Below are 16,474 nucleotides of genomic sequence, written 5' to 3' on the forward strand. Positions count from 1 at the left end.
AGCGGAGTCAGTTTTATAAAAGTTCCAGTATCAGTGATTTTTATAAAAATAATTAAGAAACAGATTTATAGAGGAATATTTATGCGCACTATTCCTACGACATAAGGTGCCAGTTCATATGGCGGATAAATTAAGCTGATATAGAGTCGGCCATCTTTTTTTAATAATGAATAATTTTTAGATATATATTTAATTTTATATATGTCATTGCATTTTATAGGAGTATTTCCATTACCACCAAAAACCTTTGCAGTATGATTATTAATTGCATTTTGTAAATCATCTGGTGTCATATTCAGATAATGGGTTATAGGAATTTTTGCACCGGTAGATTTATTATAAACTATACCGTGGATAAAATACATACCATGAGCAGCATGATAATAATAACGATATTCTTTGAATACTATAGAGATTATTGTGTTTGTTTCGTAATATATTTTATATTGCATGATACTGGTTGTCGGATTTTTTGTGCTGTCTACAGCAGCTCTCATGTCGGCAATATAATTTTGAATATCGCGATTGATTTTATAGTTTACATCACTGTTGTCAGTGCGTATAATAGGATATTCAGATTTTTCGCTGCCTATATAAAATATTCCTTTGATTACATTACTTGGAGGAATGGAAGCAGCAGCTGTTAAAATTGGGGTAAATGTTAATAGGAAGATAATAGAACAGAGCAGTAATAAGGTATACTTATGTTTATACATGGGATATCCTTCCTTATAAAATTTAGTTTTTATTATGCAAGAAAATCATAGTAAGTATTACAACTAAGCATGAACTAATTTATATCTGGGGTTTTGTGATATAATAGAATAAAATGAGCGGATTATAATGGGGGAGTTTATATGGACTTTGTTTGTTCTAGTTGTGGACATCGTGAAAGCGTAGATACTTATAAAGCTAAATGTGATAAATGTGGTGGTTTATGGAAACTAGATTTTACGGCACCTAAATTTGATTTAGGTAAAGTTGATAAAAAATTGTGGAATATCTTTCGTTATAGATATTTTATGCCAATTGAAGGAGATGTATGGAAGTCTATTTCATTAGGAGAAGGTATGACTCCAATTATCAATTTTGATGATGGTATTTTATTTAAAATGGATTATTACATGCCAACCTTATCATTTAAAGACAGAGGTGCAGCAATGTTAATATCGCATTGTAAGAGCATTGGTGTGAAAAGTGTAGTTCAGGATTCCAGCGGTAATGCTGGTGATAGTGTAGCAGCATACTGCGGGCGGGCTGGTATAAAATGTGAAGTATTCGTTCCTAAAAATACTTCTCCTAAGAAAATAGGAATGATTCGTGCTCATGGAGCAACTTGTAATGTGATACAGGGATCACGTGATGATTGTGCAGAAGTTTGTCGTACTAAAGTAAAAAGAGAAGGAGTATATTATGCTAATCATGTATATAATCCACTTTTTTACGAGGGTACGAAGACATATATATATGAAGTTTATGAACAACTAGGGAAAATTCCTAAGAATATTATAATACCATTAGGTAACGGAACATTATTTTTAGGTGTTATAAAGGCATTAGAAGAATTTTTATCAGCGGGAATTATTTCTAAAATGCCGCAGATTATTGCAGTACAGAGTGAACATTGTGATCCTTTTGTTAAAGCAGTAGAAAATAAATTAAAAGTACCGCCTAAAGTTGAAATAAAACCGACATTGGCAGAGGGAATAGCAATTGGCATTCCTATGCGTGGTAAAGAAATTTTGGAATATATTTATAAGTATAATATAAAAGTAATTGCTGTGCCAGAGGAAATGATTTTACCAACGCGGGGGAAATTAGCAGCTAAAGGAATCTTTTGTGAACATACAACAGCTGCAAATTATGCAGCATACTTGCTATATAGCAAAAAATATGGCAAGCTGTCAGACTGTCTTATTCCTATGTGTGGGGCGGGTTTAAAATCTGAACCATGGTGAAAGTTTTATTTGTAAAAAATGCTGGGATCATTATGATCCCAGCATTTTTTTTACAATAATAAAATAATATAGTTAATTTTATTGTTGTTTACGCAATTTTTTCCAGTGAAGTATGCAGCGTATATTTTTGTGTAAATGTGGAATGGCAAAACAACGATTACAAGCAAGACACGAAGACTTTGTTGTTTTGCCTTGGGCAAATTTTGTTAAAATATCTGGTTCACATATTAAGCTGCGCCCTAGTGATATTAATTTGATATTGCTGGATAATACTTTTTCTATATCAGCCATGCTTTTTATTCCGCCGACAATACTCATAGGAAGGTGACTTAGCTTGGCAAAAGAGTTTATTCTATCGAAATAATACAGAGAACTGGTACGGGGCTGATTGATAAAGTCCACACCGCTCCATTCAATAAATTCAACATCGAGCTGTTGGCATTTTTTTATGACATATTGCATGTCAGCAGCATATTTTTGATTATCGGCATTAGTATCATTATTTATTTTGATTGCAACAGCAAAATCTTTACCGCAAGTTTTTTTTATGCCTTTTATTATTTCAGTGCAGAGACGAAAACGATTTTCGATACTTCCACCATATTCATCTGTCCTGGTATTGAATGATTCATCAATAAAACGTGATAATAAGTAACTGTGGGCAGCATGTAGCTGGATACCATCAACCTTAGCCTGTTTCAGGCGGTAGGCTGCATCAATAAAAGCTTTTTTTATAATTTGAATTTGTTCTATGGAAAGACGCTTGGCATAACGATTTTTTTTGATTTCACATTCAGTAACATCATAAAGATCATCAGTATCAACAGCCCGAGGACCAGCATGACTGATTTGAGGAATAAATAAGCAATTATTTTTGTGGATCAAATCAGCAGCTTTAGAAAATTGGGCAATATAATTATCATTATCAATACGGATTTGTTCTTTGTTTGCGAGTCCACCTGAAAGAACACAACAGTGACCGCTTATGATAAGGGCAAGATGGTTACGGCTAAGAGTATCATACATTGTATATTCTTCATTAGTCATAAAACCATCTTCAGTTCCTAAAAAACTATGAACAGCTGAGCGAATAAAAGGATTTTTTAATTTTATATGTGATAATTGAATAGGTGTATTTAGAGGAAACATAGTTCATATCCTTTGTAAAAAATAATTAGTGGCATACTTCTATCTATAAATAATATATAATAGAAGTTTCTCGTCGTCACAAAGAGATCATGGTATCTGGTGTGGTATGACGGGCTAACCCCGTGTGTCTCACGGTTTTATTTTAGTATATTATTATAATAAATTCAATTTTTTGTACGGGAAATTTGAGCACCTAAACTACATAATTTACCAACAAGATTATCATAACCTCGGTCAATATGGTGAATATAGCCTATTTGTGTTTCACCTTCAGCAACTAGGCCCGCTAAAACCATTGCGGCCCCTGCCCGGAGATCAGTAGCCTTAACTTGACAACCTAAAAGATGATCTACACCCTCGACCACTGAAGTACGGCCCTCTATTTTAATGTTGGCACCCATACGCTTTAATTCATCAACATGCATAAATCTGTTTTCAAAAACAGTTTCTGTAACAAGACCAGTTCCTTCAGATATGGTAAGCATAGCCATGAATTGTGCCTGCATATCAGTGGGAAAACCAGGATAAGGCATTGTTTTTATGTCGACAGCCTTAAGTTTTTTATTATTTCTTACACGAATGCCCTTTACATCTTCGATGATTTCAGCACCTGCTTCAGATAATTTGGCAATAATAGGTTTAAGATGTTCACTGATCGCGTTCTCAATATAAATATCACCTCTTGTCATAGCAGCAGCTACCATATAGGTACCTGCTTCGATGCGGTCAGGAATAATAGTATAATTGCAGCCTGTTAATTTCCTTACGCCATCAATTTTTATGACATTAGTACCAGCACCACGGATTTTTGCTCCCATCATATTAAGAAAATTTGCTAAATCAATAATTTCCGGTTCCTGAGCTGGGTTTTCCAGAATAGTCTGTCCTTCAGCCATACAGGCAGCCATCATGATATTTTCAGTGGCGCCAACACTGGGAAAATCCAGATAAATTTTAGCTCCTTTTAATTTATCTGGAACAGTGGCATTAATAAAACCATGCCCAATTTCTATTTGTGCGCCAAGTGCCTCAAAACCTTTCAAATGAAGGTCAATAGGACGAGTACCAATGGCACAGCCACCTGGCAGTGAAATTTTAGAGTGGCCGCAGCGTGAAAGAAGCGGGCCCATAATGAGAAATGAAGCCCGCATTTTACGTATTAATTCATATGGTGCTTCGCAGGAATTAATATTCGTACTGTCAGCTGTAAAAATATTTTTCCCTTTATCAAACTGTACATTAACTCCAAGTTTTGATAAAACTTCAGAGATTGTTTCAACATCGTCCAAACAAGGGACCTCTTCCAGTATACAAGGACAATCCTGTCCTAATAGTGTAGCGGCAATTATAGGTAAAACAGCATTTTTAGCGCCGCTTATTTTTACACGGCCCTTGAGTTTTACGCCGCCGTTTATAACTAGTTTTTCCAATTTTTATCCCCCGAAAATGCTTGTATGTCATATAGTTTACCATTTAAAAATCTATCTGGCAAGCGTTATATTAAGCCTATTGGGAAAGAAAATAAAAGAATGGTAAATTAATCTGATGTATAGGTAAAAAATGAAGTTAAGAATAAGCTTTTTAGTAAAAGATTAAATTTTATTGCAAATTGTCTTTTGGGAATGTATAATTTCAAAGAGATAAAATATTTTAAAGAAAGGCTGGACCGAATGATAAAAAAATTTAATATCATGCAAAACTTAGGCAAATATATTTTTGTCGCAATGATTCTTGGCATTATAGCTGGTTTAACTATGGGTGATGGAGCAAAAGTCTTTGCTCCAGTAGGTGATCTGTTCATGCAACTTATTAAAATGGTTGTTATGCCAATGATTCTTTTTTCTATTGTTGGTGGGGCAGCATCCTTAGGTGGCTCTAAATCGGCAGGAAAGATTGGGCTGGTAACATTTGTTTATTATGCAGTTACCACTCTTATAGCTACAGTAATAGGATTATTTTTTGGAGAATTTTTTAAACCAGGAGCAGGTATAAGTATTGCATCCTTGGGAGGAGCAGCAGATGCTGCTAAATATGCGGATAAAGGGCATATCCCAGGATTTTGGGATACAATTATTGGTTTTGTACCGGCAAATCCGTTTCAAGCATTAGTTAGTGGAAACATATTGCAGATAATAGTATTTGCATTGTTTCTTGGTTTTGCTATCTCTGCGATGGATGATAAAAAACGCACATATCTTTTAAACTTATTTAATACACTTACAGAAGCTATTGTTGGAATTATGAATATTATTATGTGTTTTGCGCCAATTGGTGTATTTGGTTTAATGGCAGGTTCTATTGGAACCTTTGGCTCTGATGTTTTAATAAAATTGTTATATTTACTGGGATTATATATTGTAGTATTGATGATACAGAATTATGCTGTTATTGGAGGCAGTGTAGCACTATTTTCTAAATGTACTTCATACAAACAATTTTTCAAGAGCATATATAAAGTGCAGTTGTTTGCTTTTTCTACGGCTTCTTCAATGGCAACTTTGCCACTCAATATGCGGACAACAGTGGATGAATTAAAAGTATCAAAAGAAACTACTGCTTTTGCGCTGCCGTTGGGAGCCACGATAAACATGAATGGAAATGCTGCTTATTATGCTATTGCAGCCAGTTTTTTTGCCCAGATGTTTGGCATAGATCTCACTATATCACAATATATTGCTATTTGTTTCACCGCAACGGTAGGGGCTGTTGGACAGGCAGGTGTGCCAGGACCTACATTATTGGTTGTAGCTGTGCTGATGGCAGCCAATATACCAATTACAGCGTTACCTATTTTATTTGGGGTAGACCGTATTTTTGATATGCTGCGTACATCTATTAATGTTACGGGGGATGCAGCATGCGCTACGATTGTTGACCGTCTGCGCAGTGATGAAGAGGTGGGTTAAGTTCAACTCATAAAATGGACATTTTTTGAAATTATAGGATCATTGCTAAAGTGTATTTATAAAATACCTTGGCAATGGTCCTCTTATTTTAGGCAGAGTATTTTTATACTGTATTGAAAAAATTTTTATATTGGAATAAACTTAATTAACGAACAGTATAAACAGTATAAAAAATTTATTATTTGGAGGTATATTTATGGATAAAAGAATAGAACTATTGGCGCATAATCTTATTACTTATTCTACACATATAAAGAAAGGGGAAAAAATACTCATTGAAATATTTGACACAGGAATGGAATTGGCAGGGGCTTTAGTAAAAGAAACGTATAAGATTGGAGGAATTCCATTCCTTGCAGTAAAACAGCAAAGATTACAGCGAGAACTGCTTATAGGTGCAAGTAAGCAGCAAATGCAGATTATTGCTGAATATGAAAGTATGCGCATGAAACAAATGGATGCATATATTGCAGTGCGTGGTAGCGATAATGTAAGTGAAATGAGTGATGTGCCACCTGAAAAAATGAAGTTATATCAACAAGATTGGTTAAAACCGGTTCATAGTGACATAAGAGTGCCATATACTAAATGGTGTGTATTGCGTTATCCCAATGGGGCGATGGCACAGCTTGCCAATATGAGTACAGAACAGTTTACAGATTATTATTTTAATGTATGCAATCTTGATTATCAAAAAATGCGTGAAGCAATGACACCGCTGAAAAAACGTATGGAAAATACTGATAAAGTACATATAAAAGGACCTGACACAGATATTGTTTTTTCAATAAAGGGGTTGCCGGCAGTAAAATGTTCAGGCGAATGTAATATTCCTGATGGGGAATTATATACAGCACCTGTAAAAGATTCTATAAATGGGACAATAACTTATAATACACCGGCAGTTTATCAGGGTGTTACTTTTGAACATATTTCACTGACATTTAAAAATGGAAAGATAGTAAAAGCAACAGCTAACAATAATGAAATGCTGAATAAAATATTGGATACTGATGAAGGTGCACGTTATGTTGGTGAATTTTCCTTTGGGTTGAATCCATATATAAATAAGCCAATGAAGGATACATTATTCGATGAAAAAATAAGTGGGAGCATTCATTTTACACCAGGTTGCGCATATGATGATGCTGATAACAGTAATCGTTCTTCTATCCATTGGGATTTGGTATTGATCCAGACAGAAGAATATGGCGGAGGAGAAATTTTCCTTGATGATGAATTAATAAGAAAAAATGGTTTGTTTGTTGCAAAGGATCTGCAATGTCTTAATCCGGTTAATTTAAAATAAATATTATACATGTCATCAATCGTCAACTTTATATATTATAAAGTTGACGATTGATGTTTTTTGTGCTTTAATAGTAAAAGATAAAATAATATCTGCTATAGATTTTTTAGTTAAATTTTAAAACAGGAAAAGTAAAATAAAATTGTTTTTGGGTTTTAAATGGTGTAATAACTTATTTAAAACAGGAAAATATATTATTTTACCAGATAACAGCAATTATTCAGCAGTATAAAGTCTTATATTAGCATGGTTGCAGCTTTAAAAATATCTGGGTTTCTCCTGTAATTACTATTTTTGAAGAAAGACTGGTGATATGTTAAAGATATGTCAAGAAAATTAACAGTAAGGGATATTGTTTTGTGCGGGCTATTTACAGCACTTATAGCTATAGGTGCTTTTATCAGAATACCTGTCCCAGTTGTGCCGTTCACATTGCAATTTTTATTTACAATGCTGGCGGGACTTTTACTTGGCGGGAGATTGGGGGCTATAAGTGTAGGAGCGTATGTGATATTAGGCTTGATAGGACTGCCTATTTTTACTGATGGCGGTGGCCCAGGATATGTATTTCAGCCTACTTTTGGTTATCTTATTGGTTTCATAATCGCCAGCGGAGTAACTGGCTCACTGGCTAATAAAGTGGCAAAACCTTCATATAAAAGACTGTTAGCAGCAGATTTTATTGGATTAGTCATTGTTTATACTTTTGGATTGGTATATTGTTATTTTATTAGCAATTTTTATCTGGGAAAAGCGGTAACAGCGTGGGTCGTTTTTCTGTATGGATTTATTTTAGCTGTGCCGGGAGACATATTTTTATGTATAGCAGCAGCGGTTATAAGCAAGAAGGTAATCCCTATTGTACACAGTAGATAAGATAAATAGATTTAGAAATGGATTTTAAAAGAAGGTATATTTTAATGCGCAGTGATGCAACAAGGGACTATTCTTAGCAATGCCAGAAAAATAATAAAGGGATGATATAAAAAATGAATACAGGAATAATAAAAGAACTTAAAGCTACTGTGCTGCAGGGAATAATGATAGACCGTGAAGAAGCAGAAATGCTTATAGAAGTACCACTCGATGAACTTTGTGCGGCAGCCAATGAAATAAGGAAACATTTTTGTGGCAATATTTTTGATATTTGCACGATCATAAATGGAAAAAGTGGCAGGTGCTCAGAAAATTGCAAATATTGCGCACAATCTGTTTTTTATAAAACAAAAGTGGATACTTATGGAGTACTTGATACTCAGGAAATTGTTGCTGGTGCCCGTTATAATGAGGATAAAGGTGTGCTGCGGTATTCAATAGTTACTGCCGGTAAAAGTTTGAATGATAAAGAAATTGCTGAAATGTGTAATACTGTAAAAGCTATTAATAAGCAGGGGAAAATAAATGTTTGTGTGTCCTTTGGATTATTGAATGAAGAACAATATAAAAAAATGTATGATGCTGGTGTAAGACGGGTACATAATAATTTAGAAGCATCAGAACACTATTTTCCCAATATATGCACAACACATAGTTTTCAGGATAAAGTTAAAGCAATAAAAGCTGCACAGCGAGCGGGCATGAATGTATGCAGCGGAGGGATAATGGGGCTGGGCGAAACGATGTCAGATCGTATAGATATGGCATTATCACTTAGAAAATTAAAGGTGAAATCTGTACCGGTAAACATGCTTAATCCAATACCGTATACACCGTTTGAACATAATAAGGTATTAACAAATGATGAAATGGCACGTATTGTTGCCATATACAGGTTTATTCTTCCCGATGTATCTATCAGACTGGCAGGTGGACGTGGGTTACTGCCTGATAAAGGTAAGAAGTGTTTTCAGTCTGGTGCCAATGCAGCAATATCAGGCGATATGCTGACAACTTCCGGGATAACGATTGATACAGATATGAATATGATAAAAGAATTAGGATTTAAAGTGGGGCTATGGAATGAATAATAAAACAAAAGGTCTTTTTATTACGGCTACAGGGACAGACATAGGAAAAACGTATGTTACAGGATTGATCGTAAAAAAAATGCGTGATGCAGGCTTCAATTGCGGTTATTATAAAGCAGCTATAAGCGGAGCCGACAGTGTAAAAGAAAGTGACGCAGGATATGTCAATCAGTTTGCTGGGATAGGTCAAAGTGACGACAGCTTAGTACCATATCTTTATAAAGAAGCAGTATCACCACATTTAGCGTCTAAACTGGAAAAAAATCCAGTTGAAATGTCCGTGGTGAAAGACGGTTTTTATAAAAATGCACAAAAATTTTCTTACTTAACCATGGAGGGAAGTGGTGGGATAGTATGTCCTATTCGCTATGATGCAAAAGCAAAAATGTTTTTGAAAGACATCATAAGAGAATTGTCATTACCATGTTTAATAGTTGCTGACGCAGGGCTAGGGACAATAAATGAAGTGGTTCTTACGGTGGAGTATATGAAAACTCATTCACTGATAATAAAAGGGATTATTCTGAATAACTACTCAGGCGGAGTTATGCAGGATGATAATATAAAAATGATAGAAAATATGACCGGTATGGAAATTATTGCATTGGTAAAAAAAGATGATAAAGAACTCAATATTTCAGTAGAGAAACTGGCAGCACTTTACGAATAAAAGTTAAGAGGCGTTATTGTAAATGAATAAATTAGTTGAAGAAGATCTGAAATACATATGGCATCCGTGTTCGCAAATGAAAGATTATGAAACATTACCTCCAATCGTTATTGACCACGCAAAGGGTTCGTATTTATATGATATCGATGGTAATGAATATATTGATATTATAAGTTCATGGTGGTGCAATCTGCTGGGACATTGCAATCCAGTGATAAATGCAGCGATAAAAAAGCAGCTTGATACGCTGGAACATGTTATTTTTGCTAACCTATCACATAAACCGGCTATTGAATTATGTCAGCAGCTCATAAAAGTTATTCCCAAGGGATTAGTTAAGTTCAATTTTGCTGATAATGGTTCATCAGCAGTGGAATGTGCATTGAAAATGGCATTCCAGTATCATTCACAGACAGGTAATACTGAACGTACGCGTTTTATGTGCTTGAGTGAAGGTTATCACGGGGAAACAATAGGAGCTTTATCCGTCGGCAGTATGGATCTTTATGCTAAAATTTACAAACCTATGCTGATGGATACCATTCATATACAGGCACCTGACTGTTATCGTTGTCCTTATGGCTGTACTCGGGATAACTGTAAGTGTGAATGCTTTGAAAATGCGGAAAAAGATTTTGCCAGATATGGGGAAAAAACAGCGGCTATCATAATAGAACCATTATTACAGGGAAGTGCCGGTATGCGCATATATCCGGCACTTTATCTGAAAAAATTGCGTGAGCTTTGTAATAAAACTGGCGTATTACTGATTGCTGATGAAATAGCAACAGGATTTGGTCGTACAGGGAAAATGTTTGCTTGTGATCATGCCAAGATTTCACCAGATATAATGTGTATTTCCAAGGGGCTTACTGGCGGCTACATGCCAATGTCAATGACATTGACAACACAAAAGATTTATGATGCTTTTTATGCTGATTATAATGAGGGCCGTGCTTTTATGCACAGCCATACCTATAGTGGTAATCCTCTTGGCTGTAGTGCAGCTTTAGCTGTACAAAAAATACTGCAGGAAGATAAAGTTTTGGAAAGAGCACAAGGAACAGCAAAATATCTTAATACAAAACTCTGCGAAAAACTTAATGAACATAAAAATGTAGGAGAAATACGCCATATAGGGCTTATTAATGCTATTGAGTTAGTTAAGAACAAGGATAGTAAAGAGGCATTTGACCCTAAACTGCGTATTGGCTATGAAATTTACAAGAGAGCACTCAAGAAAGGTTTATTGCTCAGACCTCTAGGAGATGTATTATATTTTAATCCAGCACTGAACATTAAAGAAAGTACACTGGACACAGCTATCGACAGGTGCTTGGCATCCATGGATGAAATATTAAAATAGATTATTGTAAAAAGTAGGTTTATCATATGTAGAAACTTCCCTCATATAGTGTTGTATAGTAGTTTTATGAGGAAAATATTATTTATGACAGATATTTTTATAGTAAATATCTGTCATAAATAATAGAGAAAGTTATAATTTTTGTTTTCCATAAAAATTATTAGACATTACAACAAATATTTATAAAATGAGTAAATAGTGGTATAATAAACTCGAATTGATATTGTTATAAATTTATAGAAAATTCCGTATTTTATAAACGGGTAAACAGATATAATTTTATTGGGAGGCAGCTTATGAGATTAGCAATTGTAGAACCTATAGGAATTGATAAGGCAAAATGCCATGAATTGGCAGAAACAATATTAAAGAATAAAATTGAAGTTAGTTATTATAATAGTCCGGCAGATTATAAAGAGAAAATAAAGCGTTCACAAGGGGCACAGGCAGTAATGATAGCCAATAATCCTTATAAAGATAATATTCTATCGCAATGCCCCGAACTAAAAATGATATCAGTGGCTTTTACTGGTGTTGATCATGTAGGGATGGAATATTGCCGCAAAAATAAAATAGTGGTTTCCAATTGTTCAGGTTATGCTAATGAAGCTGTGAGTGAACTAGTAATAGGTATGTGTATATCATTATATAGAAATATAGCTGCCAGTAATGAAGCTGTCCGCAACGGAAAGACCAATGAAAATTTTCTGGGCAGTGAGCTTGCCGGTAAAAAATTTGGGGTTATCGGGGCAGGTGCCATAGGATTAAAAACCGCAGCACTGGCAAAAGCTTTTGGGTGTGAGGTATATTGTTATAGAAGGCATTTATCAGGAAAAAGTGATTATATGTTTGTCGATATGGATACTATACTGAAAACTTGTGATATTATTTCACTGCATACGCCGCTCAATGAAGAAACAAGGGGATTAATTGATGTTAATAAGATAAAATTAATGAAAAAAAATGCTATTTTAATAAATACGGCAAGAGGGCCTGTAGTGGATGCGCATGCCTTAGCTCAAGCTCTTAAGGAACATCGGATAGCTGGAGCTGGTATAGATGTATTTGATACTGAACCACCATTAGCAAAAGATGAACCGCTGCTTAATGTTCCTAATGTTATCTTAACGCCTCATATTGGTTTTAACACAAGAGAGGCTATAGAAAAGAGAGCAGTAACAGCGTTTACTAATGTAGCTAAATGGCTTGAAGGGATGCCACAGAATGTGATGTAACAGTTTTATGATTATATGAGGCAATATTGGATAATGTGCCTACTGGTTTGATAAAATAAAAAAATATCTGTATTAAAATGAAACTGCAGTAGATAAATATTTTCTTCATAAAGATGTGATGTATATTGTTAAGCTGTATAGCATAACAGGTTGCATCTTGTGAAGTTAATTATAAGCTGTAGTTTTATTTTAGTATAATTTTTTAAAATACAAGTTACAGAAAATTTTGTCTATATAAAAAACACCTTGACAAATCTGCACAAAAAAAGTAAACTAACGTTAGGTAGGAAAACAGATTAATTAATTTTAAGGAGATAATAATGTGAAGGTGATATTTATTGTACCAACTGATGCCATACGGCGGACACCAGTTTATCGCCTGGGAGGAAGTATTTATGGATATTCAAATGTCATCACTGGGCCATTGGTATTAGGACATATTTTGAAAAATGCCGGACATCAGGTTGAAGTTTATGAAGAACTAAATGAAGATGTAGATTTTTCTCAGTGTATGGATGCAGATGTTATTGGTATTTATACGATGACTTCCTGTGCGCCGCGGGCCTATAACATTGCGGATATGTTTAGGCAGCATAACTGTCGTGTAATCCTTGGTGGGATGCATGCCAGTGCTGTCCCCGAAGAAGCAATTAAGCATGCTGATCAGGTAATTGTTGGTGAGGCCGAAAGTGTTATTAAGGATGTTGTGGAGAAAAAAATAACAGATAAAATAATTAAAGCACCGATTATTTATAATTTAGATGAAATTCCCTTTCCTGATTATTCATTATTGAAAACATCATGTAGTGCCGCTAATGTGATAACGACAAGAGGTTGTCCATTTTCCTGCAGCTTTTGTACGACTTCTCGTATGTTTCATCCATATAGGGAACGCAGTGTAGAAAATGTCATAGAGGAATTGCGCTATTATAAATCGTTGGGGTTCAAGTGTATGAATTTTGAGGATGATAATTTTACTGCTAATAAGAAACGGACTAAGAAATTGCTTCGTAGGATGATCGAAGAAAATCTGGTCTTTAAAGAAACTTTCTTTTTTGGGCGCACAGACTTAGCTGAAGACGAAGAACTGCTGCAACTACTGCAAAAAGCACATTTAAATCGTGTTCTTGTGGGCATTGAATCATTAAATCAGAAATCATTAAATGCAATCAATAAAAAACAAAAAATAGTGGATATTGAAAAATGTGCTAAACGTCTAGCACAGTATAAGATAAGACTTATAGCTAGTTTAGTATTGGGCCTGGATGATGATAGTATAGAAGACATTCGGCGGGGAGTAAAGTTTTGCAGGCATATCAATGCTTACCAATTGCAACCGGCTGTATTGACACCATTTCCTGGAACACCAGTTTACAAAAAATTTATTAAGGAAAAGAGAATGATTACAGATAACTGGAGGTATTTTGATATGATGAATGTTACGTTTAAACCGCGTAATATGTCAGCATGGCAGCTGCAAAAAGAATTTTTTCATTCTGTGCGAAAATTTTACAATTTTACTTCATCCTTTAAAATTATGAGGCTTTTTGGTTTTGATTCGGGTATAAGACGTTTGGGATTATGGTTTATAAGTAGAATAGGTATTGCCTTTTCTTATTTTTATATATGGTTTGGCAAACATAATTATTATACAAATTTAAAAAAATTTTGCTCGAACAATAAGACTTTGACTGAATGATGGAGTTTTATGATATTAAAGCTGATGTTTTTTGCAGCGTATATTTAATAATGGGGGTAAAAAAATGTCCGCACAGGATATTAGTAGAGCAGCATTAAAGCTTTTTGCAGAAAAGGGTTATGATGCTACTACGTTAGCAGACATTGCAAAAGTAATAGGAATAAAAAAACCATCTATTTATGCACATTACACAAGTAAAATGGAAATTTTTCTTACAGTATTACATGATGTCAGGATAGATTATTTACAATGCTGGGAAAAGGCCGTTCGTGAAACGGCAGGGTTGTCAGCTAATGAAAAACTAAGAAACATATTTTTATTAGTAGGAAATTATTTTTTTCATCATCGTGATGAAATGTATTTTTGGATGCGTATGTGGATGTTTCCGCCGACAGCCTGCAATGAAGATATTCTTCGCCTTATGCAGGATACAAACAGGAAACTTATTTCCAGAATTGCTAATATATTTCAGGATGGAATTAACGAAGGGATTTTTGTTAACGAATCTTCTTTAGAATTATCACATGCTTATTGGTGTATGCTGGATGGATATCTTGTTCGTATGATGTGTCATCCCAAATTTGATTATGATAAAGCATTATCTATAATATGGAAAGCCTTTCTTGTAAATTCTCTGCAGAAAAAAAGATAATGCTGAAATAACTGAAATAAGGGAAGGAGCAGTGATAAATAGATTCGGTTGACAAGACTGAATAAAAATGGAGCTTTTTATTATAAAAAGCAGATTAGATTAGTATGATTTTTATCAGCCGGATCATAACTTAAGACGAATTTTTATCAAAAACTCTATTTTAAAATGGAAGTGTACGGCATGAAATTATTTGAAACGGTAGAAAAAGAAATAAAAGACACATTTGTCAATGAAGGAATGAAATTACTAAATAAAAATCCCGAAAAAAATATAGATCGGGGTTTTAAATTAGCGCAGAAATTTATGAGAAATAAAATATCGCAGGATGGTCTTAATGGATTATATAAATTATATAAATATAATCCAGCGACGCGGAAATACATGCAGAATTTCTTGCAGACTACTAATAAAAAAAGTTTGGAAAAATTTTTTATCAATTTTTTTGCTAATGCAACATGGTTTGGTGTTTCCAAGCGGGAAAAATTTTTGGAAGAAGAAAATACAAAGATTCCTTTTGTGATTTTATTAAGCCCATCGATGCGCTGTAATTTGCGTTGTACAGGCTGTTATGCTGCTAAATATAGTAAGAAAGATGATATACCCTTTGAAGAGATAGATCGGATCATTGGAGAGGCTAGAGAACTGGGAATATATTATTTTATAATTCTTGGTGGTGAACCGTTTGCCGTAGATTATATGCTGAAAATTTATGAAAAATATAATGATGTATTATTTACTCCCTTTACAAATGGAACGCTTTTCAATGAGGAATTGGCAGATAAACTGCAGAAACTGGGAAATGTTGTACCGATGTTTTCTCTGGAAGGTTTTGAAGAACAAACAGATGCTAGGAGAGGTAAGGGTGTTTTCAAAAAAGTAGTTCATGCTATGGACTTGTTAAAAGAAAGAGGTATGCTGTTTGGTGTTTCTTCTGCTGCGACCAGAGCAAATTTTGAGGTTGTAAGCTCAGATAAATTTGTGGATTTTTTAATTGAAAAAGGCGCCAAAATGAGTTTTTACTTTATTTATATGCCGGTAGGTATATCACCTGATATTAAAATGATGCTTAGGCCGGAAGAACGCGTGGAACTGGGGCGGCGTATCCGTCATATTCGTACGGATAAACCATATTTTGCCATTGACTTTTTCAATGATGCTCCTTATATAGGTGGCTGTATTGCTGGAAAGTATTACTGTCATATTAACTCTAAAGAAGAAGTTGAGCCATGCATCTTTGCGCATTATGCCTGTGATAATCTTAAAGGAAAACCATTGCTTAGTATTTTTCGTTCTCAGTTTTTTAAAGATTTACGTCAGGAACAACCATATAATAAAAATCTTTTACTGCCATGCATGATGATTGATAATACAGATGTAATACGTGATATAGTAAAACGTGATCATGCACATCCTACGGATGAAAGTGCAGCAAAAATGATTAATGATCCCCAGTTTATGCGAGAACTGGATGAATTGGCGCAGAATTATCGTCCGGCAGCTGATAAGGCATGGCAAAAATATTTTCATGATAAGGGTAATTATTGGTTATCAAAGGGTTAATCA

At 34.5% G+C, this 16,474-nt stretch carries 14 protein-coding genes; 11 read left to right on the forward strand and 3 right to left on the reverse strand.

Features of this window, described 5'->3' with window-relative positions:
- Nucleotides 1-65: 65 nt before the first annotated feature.
- Nucleotides 66-716: a DUF3298 domain-containing protein gene (locus tag I6760_RS06705; RefSeq protein WP_196593722.1), complete on the reverse strand. Its 651-nt coding sequence runs from the start codon at nt 714-716 to the stop codon at nt 66-68.
- A 141-nt stretch (nt 717-857) separates the two neighbouring features.
- Here I6760_RS06705 and I6760_RS06710 point away from each other — a divergent pair, with 141 nt between their 5' ends.
- On the forward strand, nt 858-1,958 hold the full coding sequence (locus I6760_RS06710; protein ID WP_196593723.1) for a pyridoxal-phosphate dependent enzyme: 1,101 nt from the start codon (nt 858-860) through the stop codon (nt 1,956-1,958).
- Nucleotides 1,959-2,036: 78 nt separating this feature from the next.
- On the opposite strand, the gene I6760_RS06715 is transcribed toward I6760_RS06710, so the two are convergent.
- Together I6760_RS06715 and murA are read right to left on the reverse strand one after the other, a co-directional pair.
- Nucleotides 2,037-3,107, reverse strand: coding sequence for an NADH:flavin oxidoreductase (locus I6760_RS06715; protein ID WP_196593724.1), 1,071 nt, complete (start codon nt 3,105-3,107; stop codon nt 2,037-2,039).
- 164 nt (nt 3,108-3,271) lie between these two features.
- Nucleotides 3,272-4,537: a UDP-N-acetylglucosamine 1-carboxyvinyltransferase gene (gene murA, locus I6760_RS06720; RefSeq protein WP_196593725.1), complete on the reverse strand. Its 1,266-nt coding sequence runs from the start codon at nt 4,535-4,537 to the stop codon at nt 3,272-3,274.
- A gap of 240 nt (nt 4,538-4,777) precedes the next feature.
- On the opposite strand from murA, the gene I6760_RS06725 reads away from it, so the two are divergent.
- The 10 genes from I6760_RS06725 to I6760_RS06770 all read left to right on the forward strand — a co-directional run bounded on the left by I6760_RS06725 (nt 4,778) and on the right by I6760_RS06770 (nt 16,471).
- Nucleotides 4,778-6,013 carry a dicarboxylate/amino acid:cation symporter gene (locus I6760_RS06725; protein ID WP_196593726.1) on the forward strand — a complete coding sequence of 412 codons (1,236 nt, stop codon included), beginning with the start codon at nt 4,778-4,780 and terminating at the stop codon, nt 6,011-6,013.
- A gap of 196 nt (nt 6,014-6,209) precedes the next feature.
- Nucleotides 6,210-7,322, forward strand: a complete 1,113-nt coding sequence (locus I6760_RS06730; protein ID WP_196593727.1) for an aminopeptidase — start codon at nt 6,210-6,212, stop codon at nt 7,320-7,322.
- Nucleotides 7,323-7,646: 324 nt separating this feature from the next.
- Nucleotides 7,647-8,198: a biotin transporter BioY gene (locus tag I6760_RS06735; RefSeq protein WP_196593728.1), complete on the forward strand. Its 552-nt coding sequence runs from the start codon at nt 7,647-7,649 to the stop codon at nt 8,196-8,198.
- A 113-nt stretch (nt 8,199-8,311) separates the two neighbouring features.
- Nucleotides 8,312-9,289, forward strand: a complete 978-nt coding sequence (bioB, locus tag I6760_RS06740) for a biotin synthase BioB (protein WP_196593729.1) — start codon at nt 8,312-8,314, stop codon at nt 9,287-9,289.
- Nucleotides 9,282-9,959 (forward strand): dethiobiotin synthase, encoded by a 678-nt coding sequence (gene bioD, locus I6760_RS06745; RefSeq protein WP_196593730.1) that lies wholly within the window; start codon nt 9,282-9,284, stop codon nt 9,957-9,959. The genes bioB and bioD overlap by 8 nt, the downstream gene beginning before the upstream one ends.
- A 22-nt stretch (nt 9,960-9,981) precedes the next feature.
- Nucleotides 9,982-11,325 (forward strand): adenosylmethionine--8-amino-7-oxononanoate transaminase, encoded by a 1,344-nt coding sequence (bioA, locus tag I6760_RS06750; RefSeq protein WP_196593731.1) that lies wholly within the window; start codon nt 9,982-9,984, stop codon nt 11,323-11,325.
- 296 nt (nt 11,326-11,621) lie between these two features.
- Nucleotides 11,622-12,560 (forward strand): NAD(P)-dependent oxidoreductase, encoded by a 939-nt coding sequence (locus tag I6760_RS06755; protein WP_196593732.1) that lies wholly within the window; start codon nt 11,622-11,624, stop codon nt 12,558-12,560.
- Nucleotides 12,561-12,882: 322 nt separating this feature from the next.
- A complete protein-coding gene (locus tag I6760_RS06760) occupies nt 12,883-14,259 on the forward strand; it encodes a B12-binding domain-containing radical SAM protein (RefSeq protein WP_196593733.1) in 1,377 nt (458 codons plus the stop codon).
- 64 nt (nt 14,260-14,323) lie between these two features.
- Nucleotides 14,324-14,911: a TetR/AcrR family transcriptional regulator gene (locus tag I6760_RS12920; protein ID WP_196593734.1), complete on the forward strand. Its 588-nt coding sequence runs from the start codon at nt 14,324-14,326 to the stop codon at nt 14,909-14,911.
- Between the two features lie 180 nt (nt 14,912-15,091).
- Nucleotides 15,092-16,471 carry a radical SAM protein gene (locus I6760_RS06770; protein ID WP_196593735.1) on the forward strand — a complete coding sequence of 460 codons (1,380 nt, stop codon included), beginning with the start codon at nt 15,092-15,094 and terminating at the stop codon, nt 16,469-16,471.
- The last annotated feature ends 3 nt before the right edge of the window (nt 16,472-16,474 follow it).

It is taken from the genome of Pectinatus sottacetonis (assembly GCF_015732155.1).
In the GTDB taxonomy this organism is placed as follows: Bacteria; Bacillota; Negativicutes; order Selenomonadales; family Selenomonadaceae; genus Pectinatus; species Pectinatus sottacetonis.

Excerpts from the sequence above, each read along its gene's own strand:
- I6760_RS06755 (WP_196593732.1), top strand. The coding sequence starts at position 11,622 with ATGAGATTAGCAATTGTAGAACCTATAGGAATTGATAAGGCAAAATGC.
- I6760_RS06710 (WP_196593723.1), top strand. The coding sequence starts at position 858 with ATGGACTTTGTTTGTTCTAGTTGTGGACATCGTGAAAGCGTAGATACT.
- I6760_RS06715 (WP_196593724.1), bottom strand. The coding sequence starts at position 3,107 with ATGTTTCCTCTAAATACACCTATTCAATTATCACATATAAAATTAAAA.
- I6760_RS06735 (WP_196593728.1), top strand. The coding sequence starts at position 7,647 with ATGTCAAGAAAATTAACAGTAAGGGATATTGTTTTGTGCGGGCTATTT.
- I6760_RS06730 (WP_196593727.1), top strand. The coding sequence starts at position 6,210 with ATGGATAAAAGAATAGAACTATTGGCGCATAATCTTATTACTTATTCT.
- bioA (WP_196593731.1), top strand. The coding sequence starts at position 9,982 with ATGAATAAATTAGTTGAAGAAGATCTGAAATACATATGGCATCCGTGT.
- I6760_RS12920 (WP_196593734.1), top strand. The coding sequence starts at position 14,324 with ATGTCCGCACAGGATATTAGTAGAGCAGCATTAAAGCTTTTTGCAGAA.
- I6760_RS06725 (WP_196593726.1), top strand. The coding sequence starts at position 4,778 with ATGATAAAAAAATTTAATATCATGCAAAACTTAGGCAAATATATTTTT.
- bioB (WP_196593729.1), top strand. The coding sequence starts at position 8,312 with ATGAATACAGGAATAATAAAAGAACTTAAAGCTACTGTGCTGCAGGGA.
- I6760_RS06705 (WP_196593722.1), bottom strand. The coding sequence starts at position 716 with ATGTATAAACATAAGTATACCTTATTACTGCTCTGTTCTATTATCTTC.
- I6760_RS06770 (WP_196593735.1), top strand. The coding sequence starts at position 15,092 with ATGAAATTATTTGAAACGGTAGAAAAAGAAATAAAAGACACATTTGTC.
- bioD (WP_196593730.1), top strand. The coding sequence starts at position 9,282 with ATGAATAATAAAACAAAAGGTCTTTTTATTACGGCTACAGGGACAGAC.